This window comes from uncultured Flavonifractor sp. (assembly GCF_944383115.1).
Taxonomy (GTDB): domain Bacteria; phylum Bacillota; class Clostridia; order Oscillospirales; family Oscillospiraceae; genus Flavonifractor.
In genome coordinates, this window is the sequence record NZ_CALWOJ010000155.1 from 83,730 (window position 1) to 105,666 (window position 21,937).

At 44.6% G+C, this 21,937-nt stretch carries 16 protein-coding genes and 1 tRNA gene; 6 read left to right on the plus strand and 11 right to left on the minus strand.

The features are described 5' to 3' along the window. Nucleotides 1-23: 23 nt before the first annotated feature. From Q0K43_RS11295 to Q0K43_RS11325, 7 genes are all read right to left on the minus strand, one after another. Entirely contained in the window at nt 24-1,820 is a 1,797-nt protein-coding gene (locus Q0K43_RS11295) for an ATP-binding protein (RefSeq protein ID WP_297290626.1), read from the minus strand. A 22-nt stretch (nt 1,821-1,842) separates the two neighbouring features. Further along, on the minus strand, nt 1,843-3,567 hold the full coding sequence (locus Q0K43_RS11300; RefSeq protein WP_297290627.1) for a DEAD/DEAH box helicase: 1,725 nt from the start codon (nt 3,565-3,567) through the stop codon (nt 1,843-1,845). A gap of 13 nt (nt 3,568-3,580) precedes the next feature. Then, nucleotides 3,581-4,723: an aminotransferase class V-fold PLP-dependent enzyme gene (locus Q0K43_RS11305; RefSeq protein WP_297290628.1), complete on the minus strand. Its 1,143-nt coding sequence runs from the start codon at nt 4,721-4,723 to the stop codon at nt 3,581-3,583. 12 nt (nt 4,724-4,735) lie between these two features. Further along, nucleotides 4,736-8,383 carry a restriction endonuclease subunit S gene (locus tag Q0K43_RS11310; RefSeq protein ID WP_297290629.1) on the minus strand — a complete coding sequence of 1,216 codons (3,648 nt, stop codon included), beginning with the start codon at nt 8,381-8,383 and terminating at the stop codon, nt 4,736-4,738. 24 nt (nt 8,384-8,407) lie between these two features. Next, on the minus strand, nt 8,408-9,283 hold the full coding sequence (locus tag Q0K43_RS11315) for a DUF4007 family protein (protein WP_297290630.1): 876 nt from the start codon (nt 9,281-9,283) through the stop codon (nt 8,408-8,410). A 17-nt stretch (nt 9,284-9,300) separates the two neighbouring features. Next, complete coding sequence (locus Q0K43_RS11320) at nt 9,301-11,028, minus strand: phosphoadenosine phosphosulfate reductase family protein (RefSeq protein WP_297290631.1); 1,728 nt, start codon at nt 11,026-11,028, stop codon at nt 9,301-9,303. A 91-nt stretch (nt 11,029-11,119) separates the two neighbouring features. Beyond that, complete coding sequence (locus tag Q0K43_RS11325) at nt 11,120-11,338, minus strand: helix-turn-helix domain-containing protein (RefSeq protein WP_297290632.1); 219 nt, start codon at nt 11,336-11,338, stop codon at nt 11,120-11,122. Between the two features lie 421 nt (nt 11,339-11,759). On the opposite strand from Q0K43_RS11325, the gene Q0K43_RS11330 reads away from it, so the two are divergent. The 3 genes from Q0K43_RS11330 (at nt 11,760) to Q0K43_RS11340 (ending at nt 15,538) form a co-directional block, all read left to right on the plus strand. Continuing rightward, the gene (locus Q0K43_RS11330; protein ID WP_297290633.1) at nt 11,760-14,018 is read left to right on the plus strand and encodes a DUF262 domain-containing protein; all 2,259 of its coding nucleotides are present in this window, start codon (nt 11,760-11,762) and stop codon (nt 14,016-14,018) included. Between the two features lie 123 nt (nt 14,019-14,141). After that, the gene (locus Q0K43_RS11335; protein WP_297290634.1) at nt 14,142-14,816 is read left to right on the plus strand and encodes an alpha/beta hydrolase; all 675 of its coding nucleotides are present in this window, start codon (nt 14,142-14,144) and stop codon (nt 14,814-14,816) included. A gap of 206 nt (nt 14,817-15,022) precedes the next feature. After that, the gene (locus Q0K43_RS11340) at nt 15,023-15,538 is read left to right on the plus strand and encodes a hypothetical protein (RefSeq protein WP_297290635.1); all 516 of its coding nucleotides are present in this window, start codon (nt 15,023-15,025) and stop codon (nt 15,536-15,538) included. 41 nt (nt 15,539-15,579) lie between these two features. Here the strand turns inward: Q0K43_RS11340 and Q0K43_RS11345 are convergent, their stop codons facing one another. After that, nucleotides 15,580-15,822: a helix-turn-helix domain-containing protein gene (locus Q0K43_RS11345; RefSeq protein ID WP_297290636.1), complete on the minus strand. Its 243-nt coding sequence runs from the start codon at nt 15,820-15,822 to the stop codon at nt 15,580-15,582. 131 nt (nt 15,823-15,953) lie between these two features. Between Q0K43_RS11345 and Q0K43_RS11350 the strand changes: the two genes are divergently transcribed. The 3 genes from Q0K43_RS11350 to Q0K43_RS11360 all read left to right on the plus strand — a co-directional run bounded on the left by Q0K43_RS11350 (nt 15,954) and on the right by Q0K43_RS11360 (nt 17,978). Continuing rightward, entirely contained in the window at nt 15,954-16,400 is a 447-nt protein-coding gene (locus tag Q0K43_RS11350) for a hypothetical protein (RefSeq protein ID WP_297290637.1), read from the plus strand. A gap of 676 nt (nt 16,401-17,076) precedes the next feature. Next, complete coding sequence (locus tag Q0K43_RS11355) at nt 17,077-17,496, plus strand: hypothetical protein (protein ID WP_297290638.1); 420 nt, start codon at nt 17,077-17,079, stop codon at nt 17,494-17,496. 116 nt (nt 17,497-17,612) lie between these two features. Next, complete coding sequence (locus tag Q0K43_RS11360; protein WP_297290639.1) at nt 17,613-17,978, plus strand: hypothetical protein; 366 nt, start codon at nt 17,613-17,615, stop codon at nt 17,976-17,978. A 186-nt stretch (nt 17,979-18,164) separates the two neighbouring features. Here Q0K43_RS11360 and Q0K43_RS11365 read toward each other — a convergent pair. From Q0K43_RS11365 to Q0K43_RS11375, 3 genes are all read right to left on the minus strand, one after another. Continuing rightward, a tRNA-Ala gene (locus tag Q0K43_RS11365) sits at nt 18,165-18,240 on the minus strand. Nucleotides 18,241-18,453: 213 nt separating this feature from the next. Continuing rightward, complete coding sequence (locus tag Q0K43_RS11370) at nt 18,454-20,643, minus strand: S-layer homology domain-containing protein (RefSeq protein WP_297290640.1); 2,190 nt, start codon at nt 20,641-20,643, stop codon at nt 18,454-18,456. Nucleotides 20,644-20,848: 205 nt separating this feature from the next. Beyond that, nucleotides 20,849-21,937 (minus strand): AAA family ATPase (locus Q0K43_RS11375; RefSeq protein ID WP_297290641.1); only part of this gene is annotated, 1,089 nt, incomplete at its 5' end.

A 21,937-nucleotide genomic window follows, 5' to 3' on the forward strand; every position in this document is an offset into this window, starting at 1 on the left:
ATCCTCCTTGCCCTAAAATGAAATCAATTAGACTTAATCTGTTTGAGGTAGGATTTCAGACGATGATCCCAGTGCTGTAAAAGTTCATCGTTCTGGTCGCTGTTATGAATATTTGTAAGGTCGATGGCTTTAGCGAGTGCAGCAATAAATAATTCAAATGCTAGTCTACTTTCTTCAGGCATCTTCACTATATATTCGTTATAGAAGATGTGTGCGGTATTAATAGTAACCTTGACATGGCCTAGGCTAAAATCGGTATCAATAAAGGAGCCATTACGCCCAAGATTGGTATATTCAAAGGTTAATTCTCTATTTAGCAAAGCTCTAATTTGCTCATATGTCGGTGACTCAAACCCATGATCTTTCAGGAACTCCTCAGCTTCTTTTTCTAGGACTTCGGGATCCGTTGTTTCGGTTACCTTACTAGTTGCACTACCAGTATCATCCTCGTTGTCCTCAACTGCGCTTACAATGCTATTGGCAGGAGAGTCTCCGATCTCATCATTGTTGGCAATACGGCTCCCTTTTCGAAGCTCTTTATTGTCTTCAACCATTTCTTTGATTGTGTATTTAATAATCTGAGCAAGCCTATTCCATAAAGGAAGAATTAGTTCATTATTAGGTCCTACTTCTGGTTCTGCATCATCACGTAGTTCCACCTGCTGCTTGTTATTGGAAACGCCAAAGACCTCATCAAGTACAGGGTCAAAAAGGATTTCACAGCCCCACCACCTGTGGTAGGGGTTATTTGTTTTGTCATAGAAATCAAAGGCACCAAAGTCAATTTCACGTCCAGCTCGAACAACTGAAATGCCTTCAAGTTTTTTCGCATATTTGCCAATGGGCTTATTCCCTGGATCACCAGTCGAAATAGCAGTTTGGTCATAAAATTCCGCCCGAACCTTCGAAAAGCGTATCAGAACATCAGATGTTTTTTCTTCTCCAGTCTTTTTATCCACATAAGGAATTTGAATGATTACCTCTCCATCATTATCTCCATATGGTTCAAAAATAGGTTCTGTGCAATTGATATTTGCTCTTTCAGAAATATTGGCCGGATCGTTCAAATTTCCCAAAACATAATTTGGTTTCATCAAAAACAGTGGATCATTAGGAAGAACATCAATCGCAGCGTCTTCGTGACCAATTGTTATCAGACGGATATTGTGTGTTCCGTTCATAATTAAGTGGCGGAACTTTCTTCCAAGGAAAAATTCCAACTTTTCGTTCAATGTCGCCATAGTCTTAGGCTTAACATTATCACAATTTTTCCAATAGACTAGTGTCCCATGGGCAGTAAAGTCGTATGTTTTTCCTGAGGTATGATAGTTAAGAAAGGGGCGATACTGCTTAGGAATTTCCGTTAACTCTGGATCATTGATTTCCTCCTGTTCACCAGTTTTGACTTTTTCAATGTCAAGCCAGACTTGGCGTACTGGATCGTCGACCTCAATAGGGCCATCATCTTGCGTCCAAGAATATACTTCTACATTCGGGGTCACATGGAGAGAGGCTTGAGGGAGCCCAACACCAAAACGGCCCATCCCGCGGCGATCAGATTTTGTAGTAAATCCAATTCCGAGACAACTTGCTAATTTGCTGATGTCCATACCGGATCCGTTATCAAGGATGCCAAATTCATAAACCGCTTTGCGGTGGGATACAGGATCAACTCGTTCAGTCATGATAACAAATATATCATGCGCTCCTGCCTCGATAGAGTTGTCAATCAATTCAGCAATGGCACTGTCAATGCTCTTATACCCACTACTACGCAAAGCATCACCCATCTGCTTGATTTGAACGATACTTTGTCCCATAACTGCTTACCTCTCTTTCTAGTTAGCTCCAATAGGAGTTAAAATGGCTGAATGCCATATCAGCATCGTACCGACCGAGATTATCTTTAATATCAACTAGTAAACATTCAGCATTGCCACCCATCATGGGTCCACGTAGGCCTCGTCCTAACATTTGGCTGTAAAGGACGATAGATTGTGTGGGTCTTGTAATAAAAACACACCGAATATTCGTTGAGTCGAAACCTGTAGTCAAGACCTCATAATTAATGAGAATATTCACAGGGTTTTGGCGATCTTTAAAAGAGGAAATTGCATCCGCCCGCTCTACCGGATTCATTTCGCCAAGCACCAGCGCATTTGGAATATCTTCAAGTGATAACATAAATGAAATCAACTTGGCATGAGCTACTGAACATGCAAAAACAATTGTGGGAACTTGCTCAGTTGATAGTTCACGCAACTTATCAAGGATTGCTTTATTTCGACTTCGATTTTTCCCGATATTTTCTAGTGCCGTTTTTGTAAAATCCATATAACCATTGTCCAGCATCTTTGCTTTAATCTTCTGGAGTTCAGTAGTCGTAAATTGTTCAGAATAAGTAAGTTGCTCTTTTTTTATTTTAGCCAAAATGTTATTTTTCTGGAAGTAGCGGATGATATTACTCTCTGTGGTGTGATTAAGATATGCATTTTTTGACATATTAACCTGATTTACAACACTAACATCAATGCCTATGAGGCGGTTCTCAAACATATTGGATAACAACTTGTTTTCATCGCCTGTAAGTGTTGTTCGTCCCGGAGTAGCTGTCAGGCCAACTAGAGAACGATCTTCATATCCTGGGGGAGAATACATAAAGGATTCGACTAATGAACGCGTTTCTTGGGCTGCTGCTTTGTGGGCTTCATCAAAGATAATAAGTCTCGTATTTTTAACGATTTGCTCAAATAAGTCTGCATTAGTAGTACGAAGAGCTTGCAATTTCTGAATTCCACAGAACATTATGCCATTAAAACCGTCTTGCGGGATTGAAATATTACTTTGCCCCCAGAGCTTATATGTATTTATTTGACCATCCCCGAGGTGTTCCCACACGGCGGTAAAAGTTTCGTATGCCTGCTGAAGTAGCTCTGTTGTATGTGCAAGCCAAACGATTGTGCCCTGTTTTTTTAATGTAAAAGTGTAGTAATGGACTAACGTATGCATAGAAGTTTTGGTTTTGCCTGTACCTGTTGGCATATGTACAAGCATGCGCTTCAGAGGAAACGGCTTGTTTAATTCATTTAATACGCGCTGCTTAATAAAAAATTGATAATCAAGTAACTCATAAAAACGCTTGCCAGCTTGGTGGGAAACCATTACTTTATCATCTTTAATCGGTGGATTGAAGATGGAGCAATCAATTCCAAGGGTCTCCATTAATTTTAAATTTGCCTCAGAAGGCCCCCACGAGAGCGCAGCAATAGCATTGGCTTTATCACTTATCGTGGAGATATCTTTCTTTTTTGCAGCGGGCAACTTATCAAAAATAGCTTCGATATCTTTGGCCTCCATATGCATAAGCACATCTCGCCGAAATTGGCTTTTTTTCAATAATTCAACTCCGTTTAGTTGAAGTATCATTTCCGCAAGACGCTTTTTTGTTAAGAGCCCATTATTTTCCCACTCAGAAAGAAGTTGCTCAATGAGGTCATCTCCAAGATAATGGCGTAAAGTATCTTGAGAAAAGAGTTTTAGGCACTCTATTAGCTTAGGGTAATTCATCTAACCCCTCCGATCACGAGTTTTCCTCAATGAAGCCAAGCGCTTTCTCTAATTCGTAAAAGTCTTCTTCAGATGTAAAATAGCCAACACTGAATCGTACTGTGCCCGCTGGAAATGTTCCTAATGTTTTATGCGCAACTGGTGCACAATGCAATCCAGTTCTAACTGCAATCTCATATCGATCCAAAACATCGCCAATATTATCGCTGCTGTAATCGTCAAATAAGCAAGATACGACACCAATACAATTACTCCGTTCTTGGGGCCCAACAATTGTTATATTCGAATGCGCACGTAGTGTCGAAAGCAATCGTTTGTGGTTACCATCTTCTATCCTACGGATATCCTCGGCATTCTCAAGAAACCATGTAAGTGCTGTGTGCAATCCTGAAATAGCATGAATATTCTGGCTTCCCATTTCGTATCGAGAGGGAGCCTCATGAGGCATATCCTGCAGCGCAGATTCTACACCTGTCCCGCCAAACAGAATGGGGGTGGGGTTTGATTCTGGTTTTTTCACAAGCCCCCCAATTCCGATAGGGCCGTATAGTGTTTTATGTCCAGCAAAAACGGCGTAGTCTATATTATTTGAGCCGATGTTTATTGGAACAAGGCCAGCCGTTTGAGCAATGTCTAGAACCGTAATGCAATCAAACTCTTTTGCCAAACTTGTAAGCTCCTCCACCGGTGCAATTAAACCGCATACATTACTTGCATGGCTAATGACTAGTACACCAGGTGCATTTTTCTTAAACTCAGCACGAACAGCATCGATATCATATCCGCCCTGTATACCGAAAGGAATAACATGAACGATAATATTCTTTGACTTTTCAAGAGCATATAATGTTCTTGTTACGGCATTGTGCTCGAAGGGGGAAATATAGATGTGCATTCCAGGAGCAATGATTCCCTGAAGTACCATATTCATAGCAAGCGTTGCAGAGGGAGCAAAAATAACTTCTTTGTTTTCGCACTGCAGCACAGTTTGAATCATCTTCCGCGTTTCAGAGATAATTCGACTTGCGGTCGCGGCCAGTTTATACTGGCCACGACCGGCATTTCCGCCATTTTCTCTATAAAATATATCCATATAATCATATACGGCTTTAGGTTTAGGGTATGTTGTTGCTGCATTGTCGAAATATGCTCCCATAACTTATCCTCCCTAGCAGAGTTTCTCCAATATCTCCATTAGCACCTGGCGTTTCTCCTGCGGGGAAATAGATTGTCCCATTTCCCTAATTGCGCTGTCAATTCTTCGATATAAGATTTCTGAACGCTTGCTGCGCTCCACTCGATCAAATACCCGCTGAATGGCTGTACCATCTCCGTTTACAAAGACAACTGAATAGGCATTTTCTTTCTCAAGTATAACAGGATCAATATCCGCTTCCGAATGAACGCTTTCTTCGTCAATTGTTGTTTTGTACTCTATCATGCGCTCTCGGAACACTTGAATAGCACTGTCTGTCCAATCGTCAATACGCAAACCAGTAAGAACCCTTGCAAGTCCTTCAATCAATAGATGTTCGTCATTTGTTGATTTTTCAAACACTTTAAAGATACATTCTGCGCCATTAGCATACACTTTGTTTCGAACAGCAGTAGTTAGACTTTCGTACCAGTCCATTACAATGGAGGACAGGGACGCACTACCCTGTTGACCACAGAAAATCTCTTTTACATCTTCAACCAAAGCATCTTCCAAGTTAGGTTTAACTTGATCAAAAAACAATTTTGTCGCTGTGATTTTCTCAACAAGTTCGCTGGATGCTTCATTATACCCAAAGCACTTGGGAATCCTTGTAAACAAAAGATCTAATGCACCAATAGAGGCTTGCTTAAGCAGTGCTAAGAACTTTCTCATTTCATTATTAATTTCTGAGTACCTATCACTTTTAGCATTGCCGTTGTAAACTTGTTTCAGTTCTTTCACATATTTAGGCAAAGAGAGATACCATCTCCCCATAGCAATTGTCAAATAAGAATAACCATTTTTGCCTCGATCTGCTTCAAAGATAAAGTCTTCAAAAATAGATGTCAGTGCCTCGACATATGCTTCTTTTCCGTCGCTCCACTCCTCAAGTCTCGCTGTGTATCGCTCAGGATTTTCATTTATCTCATTTAGAAGACTAGGGGTAATTCCTACTTCATTAAACTCGTCACGAATAATAATGTGTTTTTGATATTTTCGTAAAACAGCAGCGATATAAATGGGAATCAGGCCTCTTCTCATTCCTATTCCATTAGGCGTTCCCGTTAGATCCTGATACAGTATTTCAAATGACCGATCTCCCGACACTTTAGACTCTTTTACAAAATTTTCGATAATAAAAAGTACTCGCTCAAGATCTTTGTGCTCTTCTGGAAGATCATTCAACGCAATATATGCGGTTCCATTCTCTTGGCGGAGAACACCTGTTGTAATAAGCGCACTGCGCATAAAGGATACATCCTGGCCGGATCCAGTAAGTCCTAAATTAATCTGAAGTGGAGTAGTCAACAATCCATTCAACAATTTGGTGCGGCTGTTCATGGCGACAGTTGTCAAATGGTTTTTATTCAAGACTTCGTTATTGATTACAGGTGTCTTAGAATATACCTGATCACAAATATCAGAGAGCAGATGGCTTAGATGTGCTTTGCGATACAACGCTTTTTCTTGTCCGTTGTAAATAAACTTAGCCGCATGTAGCTCCGGGTGGGTATACTGTGCAATAAACCGGTGTACCACTTCGAATAGATCCTGGTAGATGACATCGTATTCGTCAAAAAGAACATCATCACCTTGGCTAGCTTCACGTAAAATCTGGACTGCATCCAGATTTCTAAGGTGATCCAAAATATCATGAATATGTTCAGGAATGACAAAAACAGCTCGCTTAACCCCAACAGTATTTGCTTTTAATGCGTTTTCCAATTCAGCAATATGCTCTTCATCTTGAGGTAAAACACCAAATATAACGCCATCAGAATGATGCTGGTGAACAAGTTCTTTTAAGTTTTGAGTTAGGAGAATATCTTCTCCGTCAATGAACACGAATTGGAAGAAACGTGTCATCTCTTTTTGATCATTGTATCGAATCGGATAAGCATACGGTTCAAGATTTGCTGCATTCAGAAGGTTAGCTGCAGTCATGCTGCTACGACGTTTCTGAACTAAATCTGCAATAGCCTTATATACATCAACACCTGAACTTTCCTTCAATTTCAGATATGCATTACTCCTTTTGAGATACACAACGCACTGCTTCTGAACTAAATCCATGATGGTTGCATTGATCTCGTCAACGCTTATGCTGTCATCAGCATATGTGCTCAGAATAGTATCAACCGTAGGTGCAAGTCGTTCAAATTGACCTAAACAATAAATCAGAGAAATTGTTTTGATGATCTTTGCGTGAAGTGTGTCCGGTGCAAACTTTGCCAAAATGCTACTAGTCAGACGATATAACTGATGAATTTCGCTAGTATATACTTCCTTGCGCATTTGGGGAGCAAAGTAGTCATAAAGTACATCAGGAGTTACCATTGGAAATTCGCCAGATAGTCCCTTGATAGCCCCAGAAAGTGTCGCAGACTCATGTCCAGAAATAAATGTGAAAAGGGTGCGTTCATTCTGCGCTACCTTCTCAGAAATTCGAGGAAGCATGAAGGTAGTAATCGGGTGGAGCGGATAACACCCTACAACAGCAGCATTTAAACCATTATCGTCACAATCTTCAAAGAGTGTCGTTCCGCTAAAGCGTTGTCTGATGTCATCAAAGCGAGTTTTGTGTTGCGCATAGAAGGTCGCCCATTGAGCTTCATCTTTTAAGATAGCTTGAGAAATAATTTCATAGATTTGGGCAAAGTCACTGTGCATATGGATATGGCTAAATCTTTCGGATACGCCTTTCCAACCATCCACTTTTTGTTTTGGAAGCACGTCAATATAGTTCTCAATTTCCTTGTGAGAAATCAGAAGCAGGTGAAGTTGTTTACTTCCGCTGCGACTACATTTTTCTGCAAAATCTTGCAGCATTTTTATGTCACTGATAGACGCTTTTGTAATGCTAGATTCAAGATATTTACTAAACTCATCGTATACGACAATAATACCTGTATATCCAACATCAGGGAGTTTTTCAATGACTTTTTCGTAAAGTTCAATCACATCAAACCCAGCGAAAGGATTAAATTCGCTGCCAGCTGTCAAAGAAGGATAGATTTTTTCAAAAGTGGAGTATGCCTCCACATCAAAATTAGAAAGATGACCTAGAAACTCATCTAGGGACATATTGATAGAATTCTTAAACTTTGCAAGTGTTTCTGGATATTCCTTTTCCCAGCGCCGAATCATATTTATAGCAGCCTGGAAATGCGTATCCGGCATAAGCGTTAACAAATTATTTTGCTTTAGGGTATTATAAAGGGCCCCCATAAAAGACTGAACAAGGCTAATATTACTACCGTTGATTATGACAGGTAGTAACTTTTTATCAGATGCAAGATAGCCCTGAGCATATTCGTATAGATCTTCGTTGACCTCTTTTACCTTTGAAAGTAGTGTTGCACTGTCTTGTTCAACTTTTCTGCAGAGGAAGGAAAGAATAGAGAGGATAATATGGGATTTCCCTTTGCCGTATGCACCAATTAAAATTTTAGCTCTATTTGTAGCTGCGTTGTCTGTGCTCAGGAGAAAATCTTCAAAAAGATTTACTGCAGCAGACGTTGGTATTAGATGTTTTATTTTATCCGAGTTGTTCAAATCATAGGCGATATTCACCGATGTCTGAAAACCCGGAGCGGTCGAGATCATATCTAGAATCATGGGATATTTCTCCATTCGTACTTATTAGGAAAGTTTGCTGTAGTACTGTCGGACACAATCTAAGAATGACATATCTGTCGTGATGTGCAGCAGATCCAATCCGGCTGTACGTACTACTTCTATAAACCCAGCACGTTCAGCAGCGTTTAAAACTGTGAGCAAAGTAATGGTATCTAGATTAAATATTTTCCCAAGATTTCCTTCTTTGTTTTGAATCTCGGAGAGTGGAATTTCTCGCCGCCCGTCAGCATTATCAATGATAGCAGCTACCGCCACTAGAGGATCGATCGTATGTGCAGCAGGGATAGATTTCTTGTATGTCTTTTCCTTCTTGTTGTGGTAATCAATCAGTCCAAGTTCGCTTAAAGGGCAATCCATATTACTTTCAGGCTCGTCTTTAGAAGGTGCAGTTTTGTACCGTGGCATATAGGTATTAATAATACAGTTAAAATCATCATCCAAAGGTCTGATGGGAGGTTCACTGTTGCCGTTCATTTTTGCATAATTTGCAAGCGCAGTCGTGAAATCCTCCTTGCTAAATTCAGAGAGCTGAAAGTGGTTGAAAAAGAAGTACCAAGAAGTTGCTATATCTTGTTGTCTTGCAAGCTTATAGTGTAACAACCACAGGGTTCCCATCTCCTCGATATATGGGTCGTTTTCATACAAAATTCTCCCAAATTTTGTTAGATACTGAGCACTTTTGCCTTTGGCACTATCAGAAAGTCCTACTGCAAGCATCCAGTATCGCAAAGACTTTACCATGTTTGAGCCAATGCCGAGCACATCCATAGGATTGTATTCTTTGCTAACAAATACATAGGGATCTCGGAAAACATGTTTCATGCCTTTGCTAAGCCACCCTTTTCGTATTGAAAATGTTTCGTGTGCTCTAAATTTCATGTTATGTTATCCCTTCATTATTTGGTCTTAAGATATTTGTCCATCATACAACCACCATCAAGATACTTGGCAGATACGCATTTTTTACAGCGAATGCATTTCTCTGGGTCAATGATATATTCATCTCCCACTATCATAATTGCACCTTGCTTACAAATGGACTCGCATTTCAAACATTTTCGACATGCATTAAATTTGCGAACTTGGTACCCAATCACTCTTTGCAAATCTTCATGCTTTGCAACATTCATGGTTTTAATCTTTACAGCATAATCATATCCGTGCTGAGAAAATGGTTGGATCGAGATAATTGGTACTTTTGTGCGAACATCAATAATAATGGTTTCCTGAATCAGTTTACGGCCAAGTTCTGGAGCAGCAATTCCAAAGGGCGACATCATTCCGATAAAGGAGTCATCAAAAGGCTTTGTTAAACTATATATCTTGGCATGATCTTCTGCAGTGCAGTTTGTAAATTTAATTTTCACATCGTTAGCCGCCGCCAAACCATTTCCACCTTGGCGAGCCTTCCATTTTCCGGTATCAACATATACCTCTGGATCAGGTTTTCCGATTCGTTTTGCAAAGCTAATTAAAAATTCTCGCCACTTCTTGGACTGTTCCGGCATATAGATTCTAGAGAGAAATTGAGCCCTGGAGTTATTATTTGGACAACACCAGCAACCCACACGATCATATCCCAAACGATATGCGTCATTAAAATCAACATGTTCACCAAGAATGTAGAGCCAAACATCCAAGTCACTCCAAAAAAAGATGGGTGCAGCAACAGTCTGTTTTTGAATTTTAACCGACTCATTATTATGAGTAACTCGACTATATTTACTTCGACTTACTGATTCGCACTTCCTAATTCCATAAAAAGTGAGAATCTGCTCACCGGGAAAGGCTTCATTTAGAAGTCTTGTAATAGGACCAGTTTTAAACATCGAGCAACACCAGCGCATCATACGAGCAGGAGGCCCAATATCTTCACAAACAGCATAAAAGTCCTGATCGTAATTTTTTGAGATCCAGACTGGTGTATGTGGATTATTATCACTGAATCTTTCAGAATAGGCATATGTCATGGGAAATTCCAGGGTTGTATCGCCAAAGATATGAGTTATTCTTGGATTGCCTAATGCCTTTACAACAACATCTGCTGTTGCAGTAGAGTCTTTACCACCAGAAAAAGATATAACGAGTCTTTCTTCGTCAAAATGTGTTGCGATTCGCTTAATGAAATCTGTTGCTTCCTTCTTAATGTAATATAACCGATAAGAATTTGCTCGAATAAATCTATCAATATATTTATTGAATACTTCGTAAGAATTTAAAGGTTGATACTGTTTTAAAAGAGCCCCTAATTTGTCAGTATCAGCATTTTGAAAATGCTTTGTACTCACTGAAACTGATTTTCCATTAATGTAGTAACGACTATTCGAGGCCCAAACAGATGCATTCATATAAGTGTGCGGTTTCTTGTTGAGCAAAAGTTCTAAAAGTAATCTTTCTTCTGGAAATACTGGTCGCATATCACTAGAAAGATAGTCTATCGGTCTACCACAAAGAGGGCAAAACATCTCCATTTGCCCTTCACCTTGTCTTCTAGGCTCTTTCATAACCGGTATTTGGCACGTTTCACACCAATAGACTCCACTTTCTGGAACCGGAACTGTTTCTGAATGGCACTCAGGACAGTTATTATATTCAGTTTCTATATTACACTTCGTACACCACATCCGACAATTCTCCCATGTGTCAGTAGATAGTCATTTTCAGTATTGAGTTTAACAGCATATGAGTCCAATAAAACGGACATGTGCCTAATAATCAATTTGTATGTGTACCATCCGGTATAAACTCCATAATATCTCCAATATCTACTGCAAGCGTAGAACAAATTTTTTGCAATACTGTGAGGGTTACTTCCTCATCCCGGCGAAGACGCGTCATTGTGTTAGGGGCAATGCCGGCAGCTCTTCGCAAATCAGCTTTACTCATCTTTTTATCAACAAGGAGCTTCCAGAGTTTGTTGTAAGAGATGGCCATGTCTTTCGACCTCCGGTCTCAAATGTTGACAATTATTGTATCACAAATCCGGACCTTCGACAAGAAAGTTTCGCAACAGGGTGCGATTATATCTCTTTATACTAAATGTTGCACCACAAAGCACGATTCATTTTCAAAGTGTAACAGAAGTTAAAAATATATAAATCTTCCCACAAATTGAGGACAAAAAAACAATCTTTGAGCAACAACTAAGCTTTGTGTGACTCAAGGCGTTAGCAATTGCTACATATAGTCGCGCAGGGCTTAGTTATGTATGAGCAGCCCAACTTTTTCGACACTATATTGTAATTCTAGACATTCTCTTCTATAATCAAATTATACAATAAATGGATTGGATATCAGATCATATATGTTTCACATCAATTTTTAATACAATACAAAAGGGTAGGAGGATGCAGCTATGTTGCAGCCAAACAGAGAAAGCCTAGAAATTACAATTAATAAGATTAAGAGGAACGAAATTCTTCTTCCTGACTTTCAGCGACAATTTGTTTGGAAAGAGGAAGAGATGCAATGTAAATTAGTTGCTTCGGTCCTAACTAAAATGCCAATTGGTAGTATCCTCCTGCTAAAATCCAAAAATGCTCGCGAATATTCCTGTAAGCCGCTAGGGGCAAAAGATACCATACCAATTGAAAAATTACCCAGTGGATCTGTCGAGTTTTTACTAGATGGCCAGCAGCGTATGACTGTATTGGCTAATGTTTTTTCTGATGCAATTTTTCAATTAACCCCACAAAGCAGTAATTTAATTGCACCCGGTGCATTAAAACGCAGATTTTATCTTGCCTTACCTAAATATGGCAACAACATGGTTCCTGATCTGTTTGGCCTACATAAATTAATGTTTCCAATGAGAACGCCGGATTCTGATGAACCTGATTTTTTAACGCAAGATATTCTTCCTTTTATTAGAGTAATACCATTTAGCGTCACTAAAGATAGTGGAAAATGTTATAATCCTTATAGTAGGCCTATCCCCAATATGCTAAACAAGCTTGAAACATATTGCCCTAATGTTGAGGAAGATTGGTCATATATTCCGCTTTATTTACTAGTTGAAAATGAAAAGATAAGTCTGAACCATACTACATTAAATAATATTATTGCAGCCATTGCAAAAAGCGTCTTGACAACGAAGCGATTAACTTTAGATGAGAAACTTAATGCTGAACAAATTGAAGACGCGAAACAATATATTATAGATAATCTAGATGAAGATATCTATGGCGGATACTTTGATGTTTCTTGTTATAAAGAATCTAATTTGAAAATTTCTAATGAGTTTGCAAGAGTTCTTGAAATTCAAGCAAATGATTGGGCTACAAAAATGATTGCGTACTTGAAATCTTGTATCACGCAAATCAATTTGAGTCAAATTTCACTAGAAGAGTCACAGAGAGCTCGAGCAATTGATATATACGAAAATCTAAACCGCGGAGGAGTAAGCCTCGATATTTTTGATTTAATCATGGCAAGAGTTGCTCAAGCAACACCAGAGCCTTTTTATCAACGGTTAGAAAAATGTATCTCTGCTGGATCTGAATATCCTGTTAATAATATATCTTCTCCCACTGTAAAAAAGGCATATTTAACTATTGCTGCTAAGGGTAATTATCATGCATCAGAAAATTTGCAATGTTATAACCGGGACAAGAACGAGTTCCCAAAATCATATTTAGACGGTTTTTTGAATGTTCTTTCCCTAATTTGTTATCAAAAGGATTATGATCATGATGGCTGTTTTACTGTAGAGCATCTTAAACGGCAACGGAAACTCAGTTTGACTGCCGAGCAAATCAATACGTCTTGTGAGCGCTGTTGTCAAGCAATAGATCGTGCTTGCTTTTTCTTCCAAGTTCGTTGTGGAATCCGCACATTAAAAGAAATCAATTACACTTTGATGATTCCTATAGTTGCTTATATTTTAGATAATGATGAATGTTATTCGGGCGAGAAAAGTAGCACTGTGTTTGACTTGCTCGAAGCGTGGTATTGGTCTAGTATTTTTTCTGGGGCATACGACAAAGATCAAAACCAAGTAATGATTAATGATCTCAACCGTTTAATTGCGGCTACAAATTCTATTATAACTGGAGCGACACCAGATACGACATGGATTAAGCAACATCGTGATAATGTTTTGGAGGTAAAAGGCTTCTCTGATTTCGATTTCTTGATGTTGGCTGAAGCAGAAAATGATGAATATCCTAAAACTGTGTTAGGTAATACGCTATGTCAGTTTTTCCTTGCAGAAGGATATGAGGATCTAATTACTAACGAAGCAGGAGATGTTGTGCAGCTTTCTGTCTTTTCAGAATATGCATCTACTCTGCAAGTTCATCATGTTATACCGCTTGGCTCTGCGGGCATCATTTTTAATTCAACTAAATCTATTCGAAATAATAAGAAGCACTATCTCAATTCTCCGCTGAATTTTATGTATATTACAGATTATGCCAATCGAACCATATCAAATAAATCTCTTGCAGAGTACACACAAATGATTCCAGCGAGTGCCGGATTAAGCGCCGTAGGATTCGTTGGCGTGAATCTTGATGCAACAGCTACGGATGATATGCGCAAAGATGTTCTGCGAAACAGATATATCACAATTGTTCAGAAAATAAAACATCGAATCAATGTCCTTATCCCTTGATACTGCTGCCTAATTAATGCTATTTTAAACACTACTATTTATGAACTTTAGGGTAGCGTATTTATGTTTTAAAGTACGGATTTTCAATATGTCAATTAAAAATTTAGAGGTGGTTAATCTTGGATGCACACCTTTAAAGTAGGAAGTAAAGTTGTTTCCGTTTTTTTAACTACAGAGCCAGGTACCCCGATTATCTATCTCAATACCTTCTCCGATGAAGGCCAGAAGGTATATGTGGCCGCGCAGGCTGCTGGCTGCCCACCATTTACTTTGGTAGCCATCAGCGATTTGGACTGGAACCACGACATGGTGCCCTGGGACAATCCGCCTATCTTCAAAAATGCTGAACCCTGTACCGGTGGTGCGGACGATTTCCTGCGATTGCTTACGGAGAAGATCATACCGGCGGCAGAGAAAAAGATTCACGGGGCCCCTCGTTGGCGTGGGATCGCTGGGTACTCTCTGGCTAGGCTGTTTGCGCTGTATGCCATCTACCAGACCGGCCTGTTTTCCCGAGTGGGCAGCATGTCTGGTTCCCTCTGGTTTCCCGGCATGAAGGAGTACATCTTCACCCATGAGCCAAAGCGCTGGCCGGACTGCATATACTTCTCCCTGGGTAACAAGGAAAGTAAAACCCGTAATCCGGTCCTGAGGAATGCCCAACAGAACATAGAAGAGCTTCACACGTTATATCAAAACAAGGGCATTGATACCACGTCTCAGCTGAATCCAAGTAACCACTACGACCGTGCGGCAGAGCGCACTGCTGCCGGCATTGCCTGGATGCTGAGTCGGTAACTCTTGTCAACCGAGCAGGCACTCGGTACAATGGCTGCAGAAAGGAGGCGCGGCTTATGGCGATTCGTTGCCCGCATTGTGGAAGTCCGGTGATGATTCGGGGCGGCAGGTGGGAGTGCGGTTGGTGCGGTGATTTTGGAGCCTTCTCATCCCTTCATCCATCGGAACGAGCAAAATTAGATGACACAATCCGGGTGACAGTCACTGTGACAATGACCGAGCCGGAAGAAGGATCTCCAAAGGAGTTCACCCAGGCGGAGCTGGAAGCCATGGTACGCCGGTGGGACTTTGTAGACAACGAGGATGCCATCCGGGATCTGCTGCTGGCTACATTCCCGGAAGCCACCTCTTATGTTGAAGCCGATGATCTAGGCGCTGAAGAGCTGCTGGGAGCAATCTATGAAAAGAACCCCGATCTGGCGGTACAGATGTGGCGGAAGGTGCTGGATGTGGCCCAGGGACACCTACAGGAGCCGGAAAGGGCGGAGTATCTGCTGTGTGACCTCATGGGCGATGTCTGGTACGGTTCTATCTCACTGTGGTTCATACTGAAAGCCATGAAGCAGGATGAGAACTTTACACGGCAGGTATTCGGAAGCGCCTATGTTGGGTATCCGCAGGAAGAATTGCTGAAGGTGTGCGATGATTCCGGAGAGCCGGAGTTGAAAGCAACACTGACTTCGTTGTTGGAGAAGAACCCGCACTTCAAAGGATTTGAGTAAAAAATAAGCACGGACAATCGCTGCTTGGCGGTTATCCGTGCTTATTTGATTTCTTGCTCCAGCTCATCGAACAGATCGCAGTCAAAAAACTGCCGGATGCTGATGTCCAATCCGTCGCACAGCTTCTTGAGCGAAACCACACCGGGATTTTGACTTTTTTCGTTCAGCATACTGTAAATTGTGGATGGTGAAACGCCCGATACGTCAGCCAAGGCGTTGACTGCCATATTATGTTCCGCGCACAAGTCGAGAATGCGTTTTGCTACTGCTTCTTTTGTGTTCATCCTCACATCCCTCCCTGCGATGTATCGTAAAAACAGTGTAACCAATATTACGATAAATCGCATGGGACATATCGCAAATTTGCTTTTTCTCTGCTATAATTGCGATATATCCCATATTTGGAGGGTGAGCTATGGCTGTGTGTACCTTCTTCGGCCACCGGGACTGTCCGGAGACCATTCGACCGAGGCTGCGGGCGGTTCTGGTTGAGCTGATCGAGAGGCACGGTGTGGAGCAGTTCTATATAGGGCGACAGGGAGCCTTTGATGCCATGGCTCGCTCTGTGCTGCGAAAGCTGGAAGAAGTTTATCCCCACATCTCCTATGCCGTGGTGTTGGAACGGCTGCCGGGGCCAAGGGACAAGGCGATCTGGGATTTCTCCGACACCATCTTTCCGGAAGGTCTGGAGACTGTGCCGCCGCGGTTCGCCATCTCCAGGCGCAACGAATGGATGCTGAGGCAGGCAGATTTCGTGGTGACCTATATCACCCACAACTGGGGCGGTGCGGCCCAATATGCGGAGAAGGCCCAACGGCAGGGCAAGACGGTCTGCAACCTGGCAAGCAGCCGAAGATATTAAAGTAAAGCACGCATATTGCAAAATTTCTCAAAAAAATTTTTTAAAAATTTGTCAATCAAGGAAATGTAAAATCCGAAAATTCCGAACTTTTTTGACAAAAATGATGGGAGCTCCAAAAAAACAACTTTACCCAATTTTAGGGGTATTTGGACCCCTTTTGGAACCACCTCAGCCCAAATTGCACTTCAACACAAAATTTCATTTTTTCGAGTTTTTGCAACTTTTTCTCTAAATATTGCCCTGTATTTTCCGATTAATAGCGCATATTGACAGCTATATGTTTCTGTGCTAATATAGTGTCAAGCCAGAAGTCTTATTGGCTAAGTAATTAAATACAGAAAATTTCTACACAATATTTTTGAAATTAGAACTACGCATATGCCGCCACATATCGGTATGTGCATACTTGCGATGGACAATCTTATGTCCCGCTAGGAAAACAAATTCTGCAACTTCATACTGTGATTCCTATATCGCAATAAAGTAGACAGAATCTCTCAATGTGAACGCTTTGAAAGCAAGTAGATTGGGGGTATTCTGTCTTTTTTTGTACCCCCGGCCGGGAAACCGGCCCATCTACGAACAAAGAAAATTACAGACTGGTTCAATGCACACGAGAGCTTCGGTGAGGGCTCCGTGTCCGACTCATTTGCCCACCGAGAAAAGGAGGTATTGCATGATGCTGGATATTCAGAACACCGCTCTGGATCTTGGATCCAAAGTTTTTGACCTGATTGGAACCGATACTGTTCCGGAATCTGCTGGAACGATGGCTCTGGCCATCATGACCGCTCAGGAAACCGCAGCTCAGGTTGCTTTCCAAGGAACTGCCGCCGCAGAGGCTGATGAAGCCATTGATGCACGGGCAGTTGACTATGTGCCTTTCGTTGTCGAATGCGGCACTGCGGCTGAAGTCGTTGCGTATTTTGATGCGTTGGATAACATTCTGACCGACGCCAGTGGCCGCTATCATGTGAAATGGCTGGCTGTGGCGGCAGATTGTGCCTGCAAGGCGTTGGCGTTTCTTCTGTCTGGAATGGACACCCTTCCCGCGAATCTTGCGGAAGCCGTTTCCGCATACGGAAATAATGCGTAACACACCAGCCTGATGAAAGCTGATAAGTCTTCTGACTGAACAGGGCCTGCCGCATATGCGGCAGGCTCCACCAAAAAATATACGGGCGTTTAGGCCCGCGGAAAGGAGACGCTGCAATGCGCGAATTTTCTAATATCAATGAATACTCTGGCTCCTTTGCCTTCCGGCTGGAGCCTGATGTAACGGAAATCAATTTCCTGGTTGTTTACCAGGTGATGGATGTGGAAGATCTGAATGCCCATGATGTGTATGATCTCTCCGTGACTGTTTTCGAACAGGATGAGGCGTACCGTCCTATGCCGGTGTTCTATTTCTTCACCCGTGCGACGCGGGAAGAGTTGACCGATCAGGTCACCTTTCCTTTGAAAATTATGGCCACGCTGCGGGACAGCAAGGAATTTCGTGATGTGTGTCGTGATTGTTATCTGAAAACGGTACAGCCTCTGGAGACCTGGTCTGTGTATGCCACTTCCGCTTTTTGATAAGTGGAATTTTGATTCCACACAGGGCACAGCTGTGACGCCTGTTCCGGGAGAAAAAATACGATTCCACTTTCATTCCACTTTTCCGGCAAAACCGGCAAAACTGGAAATTCCCCATTTTCGCACTTTGGGAAATAAAAAAAGACTTGAAACCGAAGTTTCAAGTCTTTTTTTACTCTTTCGAGTTGGTGGAGATAAGCGGGATCGAACCGCTGACCTCTTGAATGCCATTCAAGCGCTCTCCCAGCTGAGCTATACCCCCATATTTACTTGTAGCCAACCTTTTCAGCCGACCGAACGAAGTGTATTTTAGCATGTCCGTCCGCCGTTGTCAACAACTTTTTTCTTCATTTGCACATCAAACAGGAAACACCCCCTGATGCAGTTTATGTGTTCTGCATCAGAGGGTGTTTTATCTATGGTTGCTTTCTACCTGCTCTATCCTCAGCGGTGTGCGGAGAAATCAGCTTTCAGCTCACTGGGCGATGGGGGTGGACAAAACCGTCTTGAGGGCGGAAATTTGCTCGGCAGTGAGTCCAATACCGGTCATGTAATCCTCGGCAGCCTTCTGCAGATCCACCTTGGAGAGGTCCGCGTCCTTTTCCAGGCCCGCCAGGTCACGGAGCATACCCGCGGCCACCTCGGAAATCAGCTTATACTGCTCGGAGTCCTTCTCCACATGGTAGTAGTTCTCATAGGAGACCATGTAGTCGGCCACGATCTCGTCCAGGGAGGCGCCCATCAGGGCCTCCAGTAGGATGGCGGTAAAGCCGGCCCGGTCCTTGCCCTCGGTGCAGTGGAAGGCGTAGGGGCCCTCATGGGCGATCATGAACTCCAGCCCGGTCTTGAGCTTGGCCTGGAAGTCGGCGGCCTTGTAGTCCACGCCCATGTTGAGGACCACAACACTGCCCGCCTCATAGAGGCTCTTGTAGTAAGGGGAATCAAAGCCTTCAGCGGCAAAGTAGCCCTGAACGGCCTCGTCGTCGTCGGCCAGGTTGACCACGGTCTTAACGCCAGCCTTTTCGATCAGATCGTCGGCATAGGAGGCCCGGCCGATCTCAGGATTCACGGGGCTGCTGGTGCGGTAGAGTACGCCCTCGGCAATATCGCCCACGGTGATGGCGCGGAAGTTGGCAAAGACCTCGTCGGAGGCATAGTCGTCCCGCTCATTGGTGCGCTCGAGCTGGTGGGCCTGATACTGGCCCAGGTAACCGGCCTTCTCAGCCAACGTGAAGGTGACAATGTCGCCCTTCTCCACGCCGTAGGTGCCGGCAAAGTCGCCCATATTGATGGCCACCACCAGGATGTCGCTCTCCTGGTTGTCGCGCACCACGTTCTCACCGGTATTTACATCGCTGTAGGCGGTGCAGAAGGGGATCTCCAGGCTCTGGCCGTTCACCGTCACACCCAGCACGTCGCCCAGCTCAAAGCCTGCGGTGTAGAGTACTTCGGGCTTGATGTCCAGATCCAGATTGCCGTACTTTTCAACGGCGGCCACGCTGCCCACCACAGGGCCCCGGCTTACATCGTAAGTATTGGCAAAGATGGCACCGTTGACCACCCAGACATCGGAGAAGTCGGGCTTGCCGTCCTTGTTGGGGCAAACCAGGTAGTCGCCGTATCCGTGTTCGGAGGAGGGATCGTTTACATGCAGCACGTCGCCCCAGGCGGTATTGACGGTGAGGCGCACATCGCGGGGAACAAAGCAGGCAAAGTTGGTGTCGGGCTCCGCCTTGGTTTTCAGATCAATAAAGGTATCCTTGGCGTTGGTGAAATCCTCCGCTTTGAGGGCGGTCCCGTCAGCCTTGGTGTAAGTCTCCAGCACTTTGTCCAGTTTGGCGACCCACTGCTCGCCCACAGTACCCTTGAGAACCACGCTCTCGCCGTCGTCCGTGGCGGTATAGTCCACGTTCTCCAGGTCGTTGTGGAACTTGGTCTCCTTGGAGACCATCATGCCCTGAATGGCATACTCGGTCTTGCCGGTCAGGAAGAACGCTCCCTCATGGGCCTTGATATAATCCTCGGCAGGCGTCTCGAAGCTGATGGTGCCGAAGTTCATCAGGATCTGAGCCAGCTCAGAACGCTGGGCAGTACCGGCAGGATTGAGCTTGTTCTGGCTGCCGGAGAGGATGCCCAGGGCCACCGCCCGCTCCATGCCGTCCTTGGCCCAGTCAGCCACGGCGGCGGCGTCGGCATAGGTACTCAGGTCGGCCTGATCCGCCTGGGCGCCCAACGCCTCGGCGTAGTCGGCAAAGACCTTGCCCAGCTCCTGACGGGTCATGGCCCGCTCGCCGCCAAAGGCGCCCTGACCCACACCGGAGGTCAGCCCCTCGTCCTCAGCCCAGGCGGCAGCGTCGGCATACCACTGGCCGGACACGTCGCTGAAGGAGGCGGCCTCAGCTACCGCGGGACGTCCGGCCATATTGTACAGGGTCTGATACACCATGCCCCGGGTAACGGTGAGGGCGGGGCTGAAGGTCGATTCGCCGGTTCCGTTCATGATGCCCTGCTCGGCCACATAGGAGACGGCGGGGGCATACCAGGCGTCGGCCGCCACATCGGTAAAGACGGGTGCGGTCTCGCCCTCTGCCGCTGCCGGAAGGGCCAGGCTCAAGGCCATAGCGCCCGCCAGCGTCAGGGAAAGAAGTTTCCTGCTGCTCTTCATTTCAGATACCACCTTTTCTCTTTTGGTATCCCGCCACAGCGGGAATACCGTTCTGCCTTTCATAGTAGCAAAACCACCCACACAATACAAGCATTTCTTACCGTATTTTCCCTTTCCTGTCCGTGAGAAAACAGCAAAAAACCCGTTCCTTTTCAGGAACGGGTTTTTTGCAAATGCTCCACATCTTTTCCTGCGGTACTAACAATTATTCTTCCGTTTTTTCTTCCGGCGTCTCTTCCTGCCGGGGACTTTCTTCCACATGTCCACCCAGAGGGATAGCCTGCTGGGGCTTCTCCTCCGGTTTGCCGGCCTTTTCTTTCTTCTCCTGCTCGGCATACTGGTCGGCCAGAGCGGGGTCCCGGCCCTCCAGGATGGCCACCATCTCGGCGCCGGTGATGGTCTCCTTCTCCAACAGGTAGGCCACCACCTTATCCATATCCTCCCGGCTCTCAGAGAGGATCTCCGTGGCCTTCTTGTAGCAGGAGTCGATGATGCTGCGCACCGCCTGATCCATAGAGGCGGCGGTATCGTCGGCGCAGTCAAGGCCGTATCCGCCGTCCAGGTACTGGTTGCGGCGGGAAGCAAGCGCCATCATGCCGAACTCCTCGCTCATGCCGAACATGGCCACCATGTTGCGGGCAATGCTGGTGGCGTCCTGGATATCCTGGGCGGCGCCGTTGGTCATGGTGTCCATCACCAGCTCCTCGGCTACCCGGCCGCCCATGGAAACCGTGATCTGGGCCAGCAGTTCGTCTTTGGTGTGAAGGTGCTTATCCTCCTCTGGCAGGTGGAGGGTATAACCCAGCGCGCCCTGGGTATGGGGGACGATGGTGATCTTGCTCACCGGCTCAGCGTGCTTCTGCTTGTAAGCCACCATAGCGTGGCCCACCTCATGGTAGGCCACCAGCTTCTTCTCAAACTCGCTGAGGACGCTGCCCTTCTTCTCGGCGCCGGCAATGACCAGCTCGAAGGCAGTGAGCAGATCCTGCTGGTTGACCGCCTTGCGGCCCAGGCGAACCGCCCGGAGGGCGGCCTCGTTGACCAGGTTGGCCAGGTCGGCGCCCACGGCGCCGGCGGTGGCCAGGGCCACCTTCTTCAGATCCACGTCCTCCGCCAGTTTGATCTTGCGGGTATGGACCTGGAGGGTAGCCAGACGGCCGGCCAGGTTGGGCCGATCCACGGTAATGCGCCGGTCGAAGCGGCCGGGCCGTAGCAGGGCCTGGTCCAGCACCTCGGGCCGGTTGGTGGCGGCCAGCAGGATGACGCCCTTGGTGGGGTCGAAGCCGTCCATCTC

Excerpts from the sequence above, each read along its gene's own strand:
- Q0K43_RS11315 (WP_297290630.1), bottom strand. The coding sequence starts at position 9,283 with ATGAAATTTAGAGCACACGAAACATTTTCAATACGAAAAGGGTGGCTT.
- Q0K43_RS11345 (WP_297290636.1), bottom strand. The coding sequence starts at position 15,822 with ATGAACACAAAAGAAGCAGTAGCAAAACGCATTCTCGACTTGTGCGCG.
- Q0K43_RS11325 (WP_297290632.1), bottom strand. The coding sequence starts at position 11,338 with ATGGCCATCTCTTACAACAAACTCTGGAAGCTCCTTGTTGATAAAAAG.
- Q0K43_RS11335 (WP_297290634.1), top strand. The coding sequence starts at position 14,142 with ATGCACACCTTTAAAGTAGGAAGTAAAGTTGTTTCCGTTTTTTTAACT.
- Q0K43_RS11310 (WP_297290629.1), bottom strand. The coding sequence starts at position 8,383 with ATGATTCTAGATATGATCTCGACCGCTCCGGGTTTTCAGACATCGGTG.
- Q0K43_RS11360 (WP_297290639.1), top strand. The coding sequence starts at position 17,613 with ATGCGCGAATTTTCTAATATCAATGAATACTCTGGCTCCTTTGCCTTC.
- Q0K43_RS11300 (WP_297290627.1), bottom strand. The coding sequence starts at position 3,567 with ATGAATTACCCTAAGCTAATAGAGTGCCTAAAACTCTTTTCTCAAGAT.
- Q0K43_RS11370 (WP_297290640.1), bottom strand. The coding sequence starts at position 20,643 with ATGAAGAGCAGCAGGAAACTTCTTTCCCTGACGCTGGCGGGCGCTATG.
- Q0K43_RS11305 (WP_297290628.1), bottom strand. The coding sequence starts at position 4,723 with ATGGGAGCATATTTCGACAATGCAGCAACAACATACCCTAAACCTAAA.
- Q0K43_RS11350 (WP_297290637.1), top strand. The coding sequence starts at position 15,954 with ATGGCTGTGTGTACCTTCTTCGGCCACCGGGACTGTCCGGAGACCATT.
- Q0K43_RS11330 (WP_297290633.1), top strand. The coding sequence starts at position 11,760 with ATGTTGCAGCCAAACAGAGAAAGCCTAGAAATTACAATTAATAAGATT.
- Q0K43_RS11295 (WP_297290626.1), bottom strand. The coding sequence starts at position 1,820 with ATGGGACAAAGTATCGTTCAAATCAAGCAGATGGGTGATGCTTTGCGT.
- Q0K43_RS11320 (WP_297290631.1), bottom strand. The coding sequence starts at position 11,028 with ATGTGGTGTACGAAGTGTAATATAGAAACTGAATATAATAACTGTCCT.
- Q0K43_RS11355 (WP_297290638.1), top strand. The coding sequence starts at position 17,077 with ATGATGCTGGATATTCAGAACACCGCTCTGGATCTTGGATCCAAAGTT.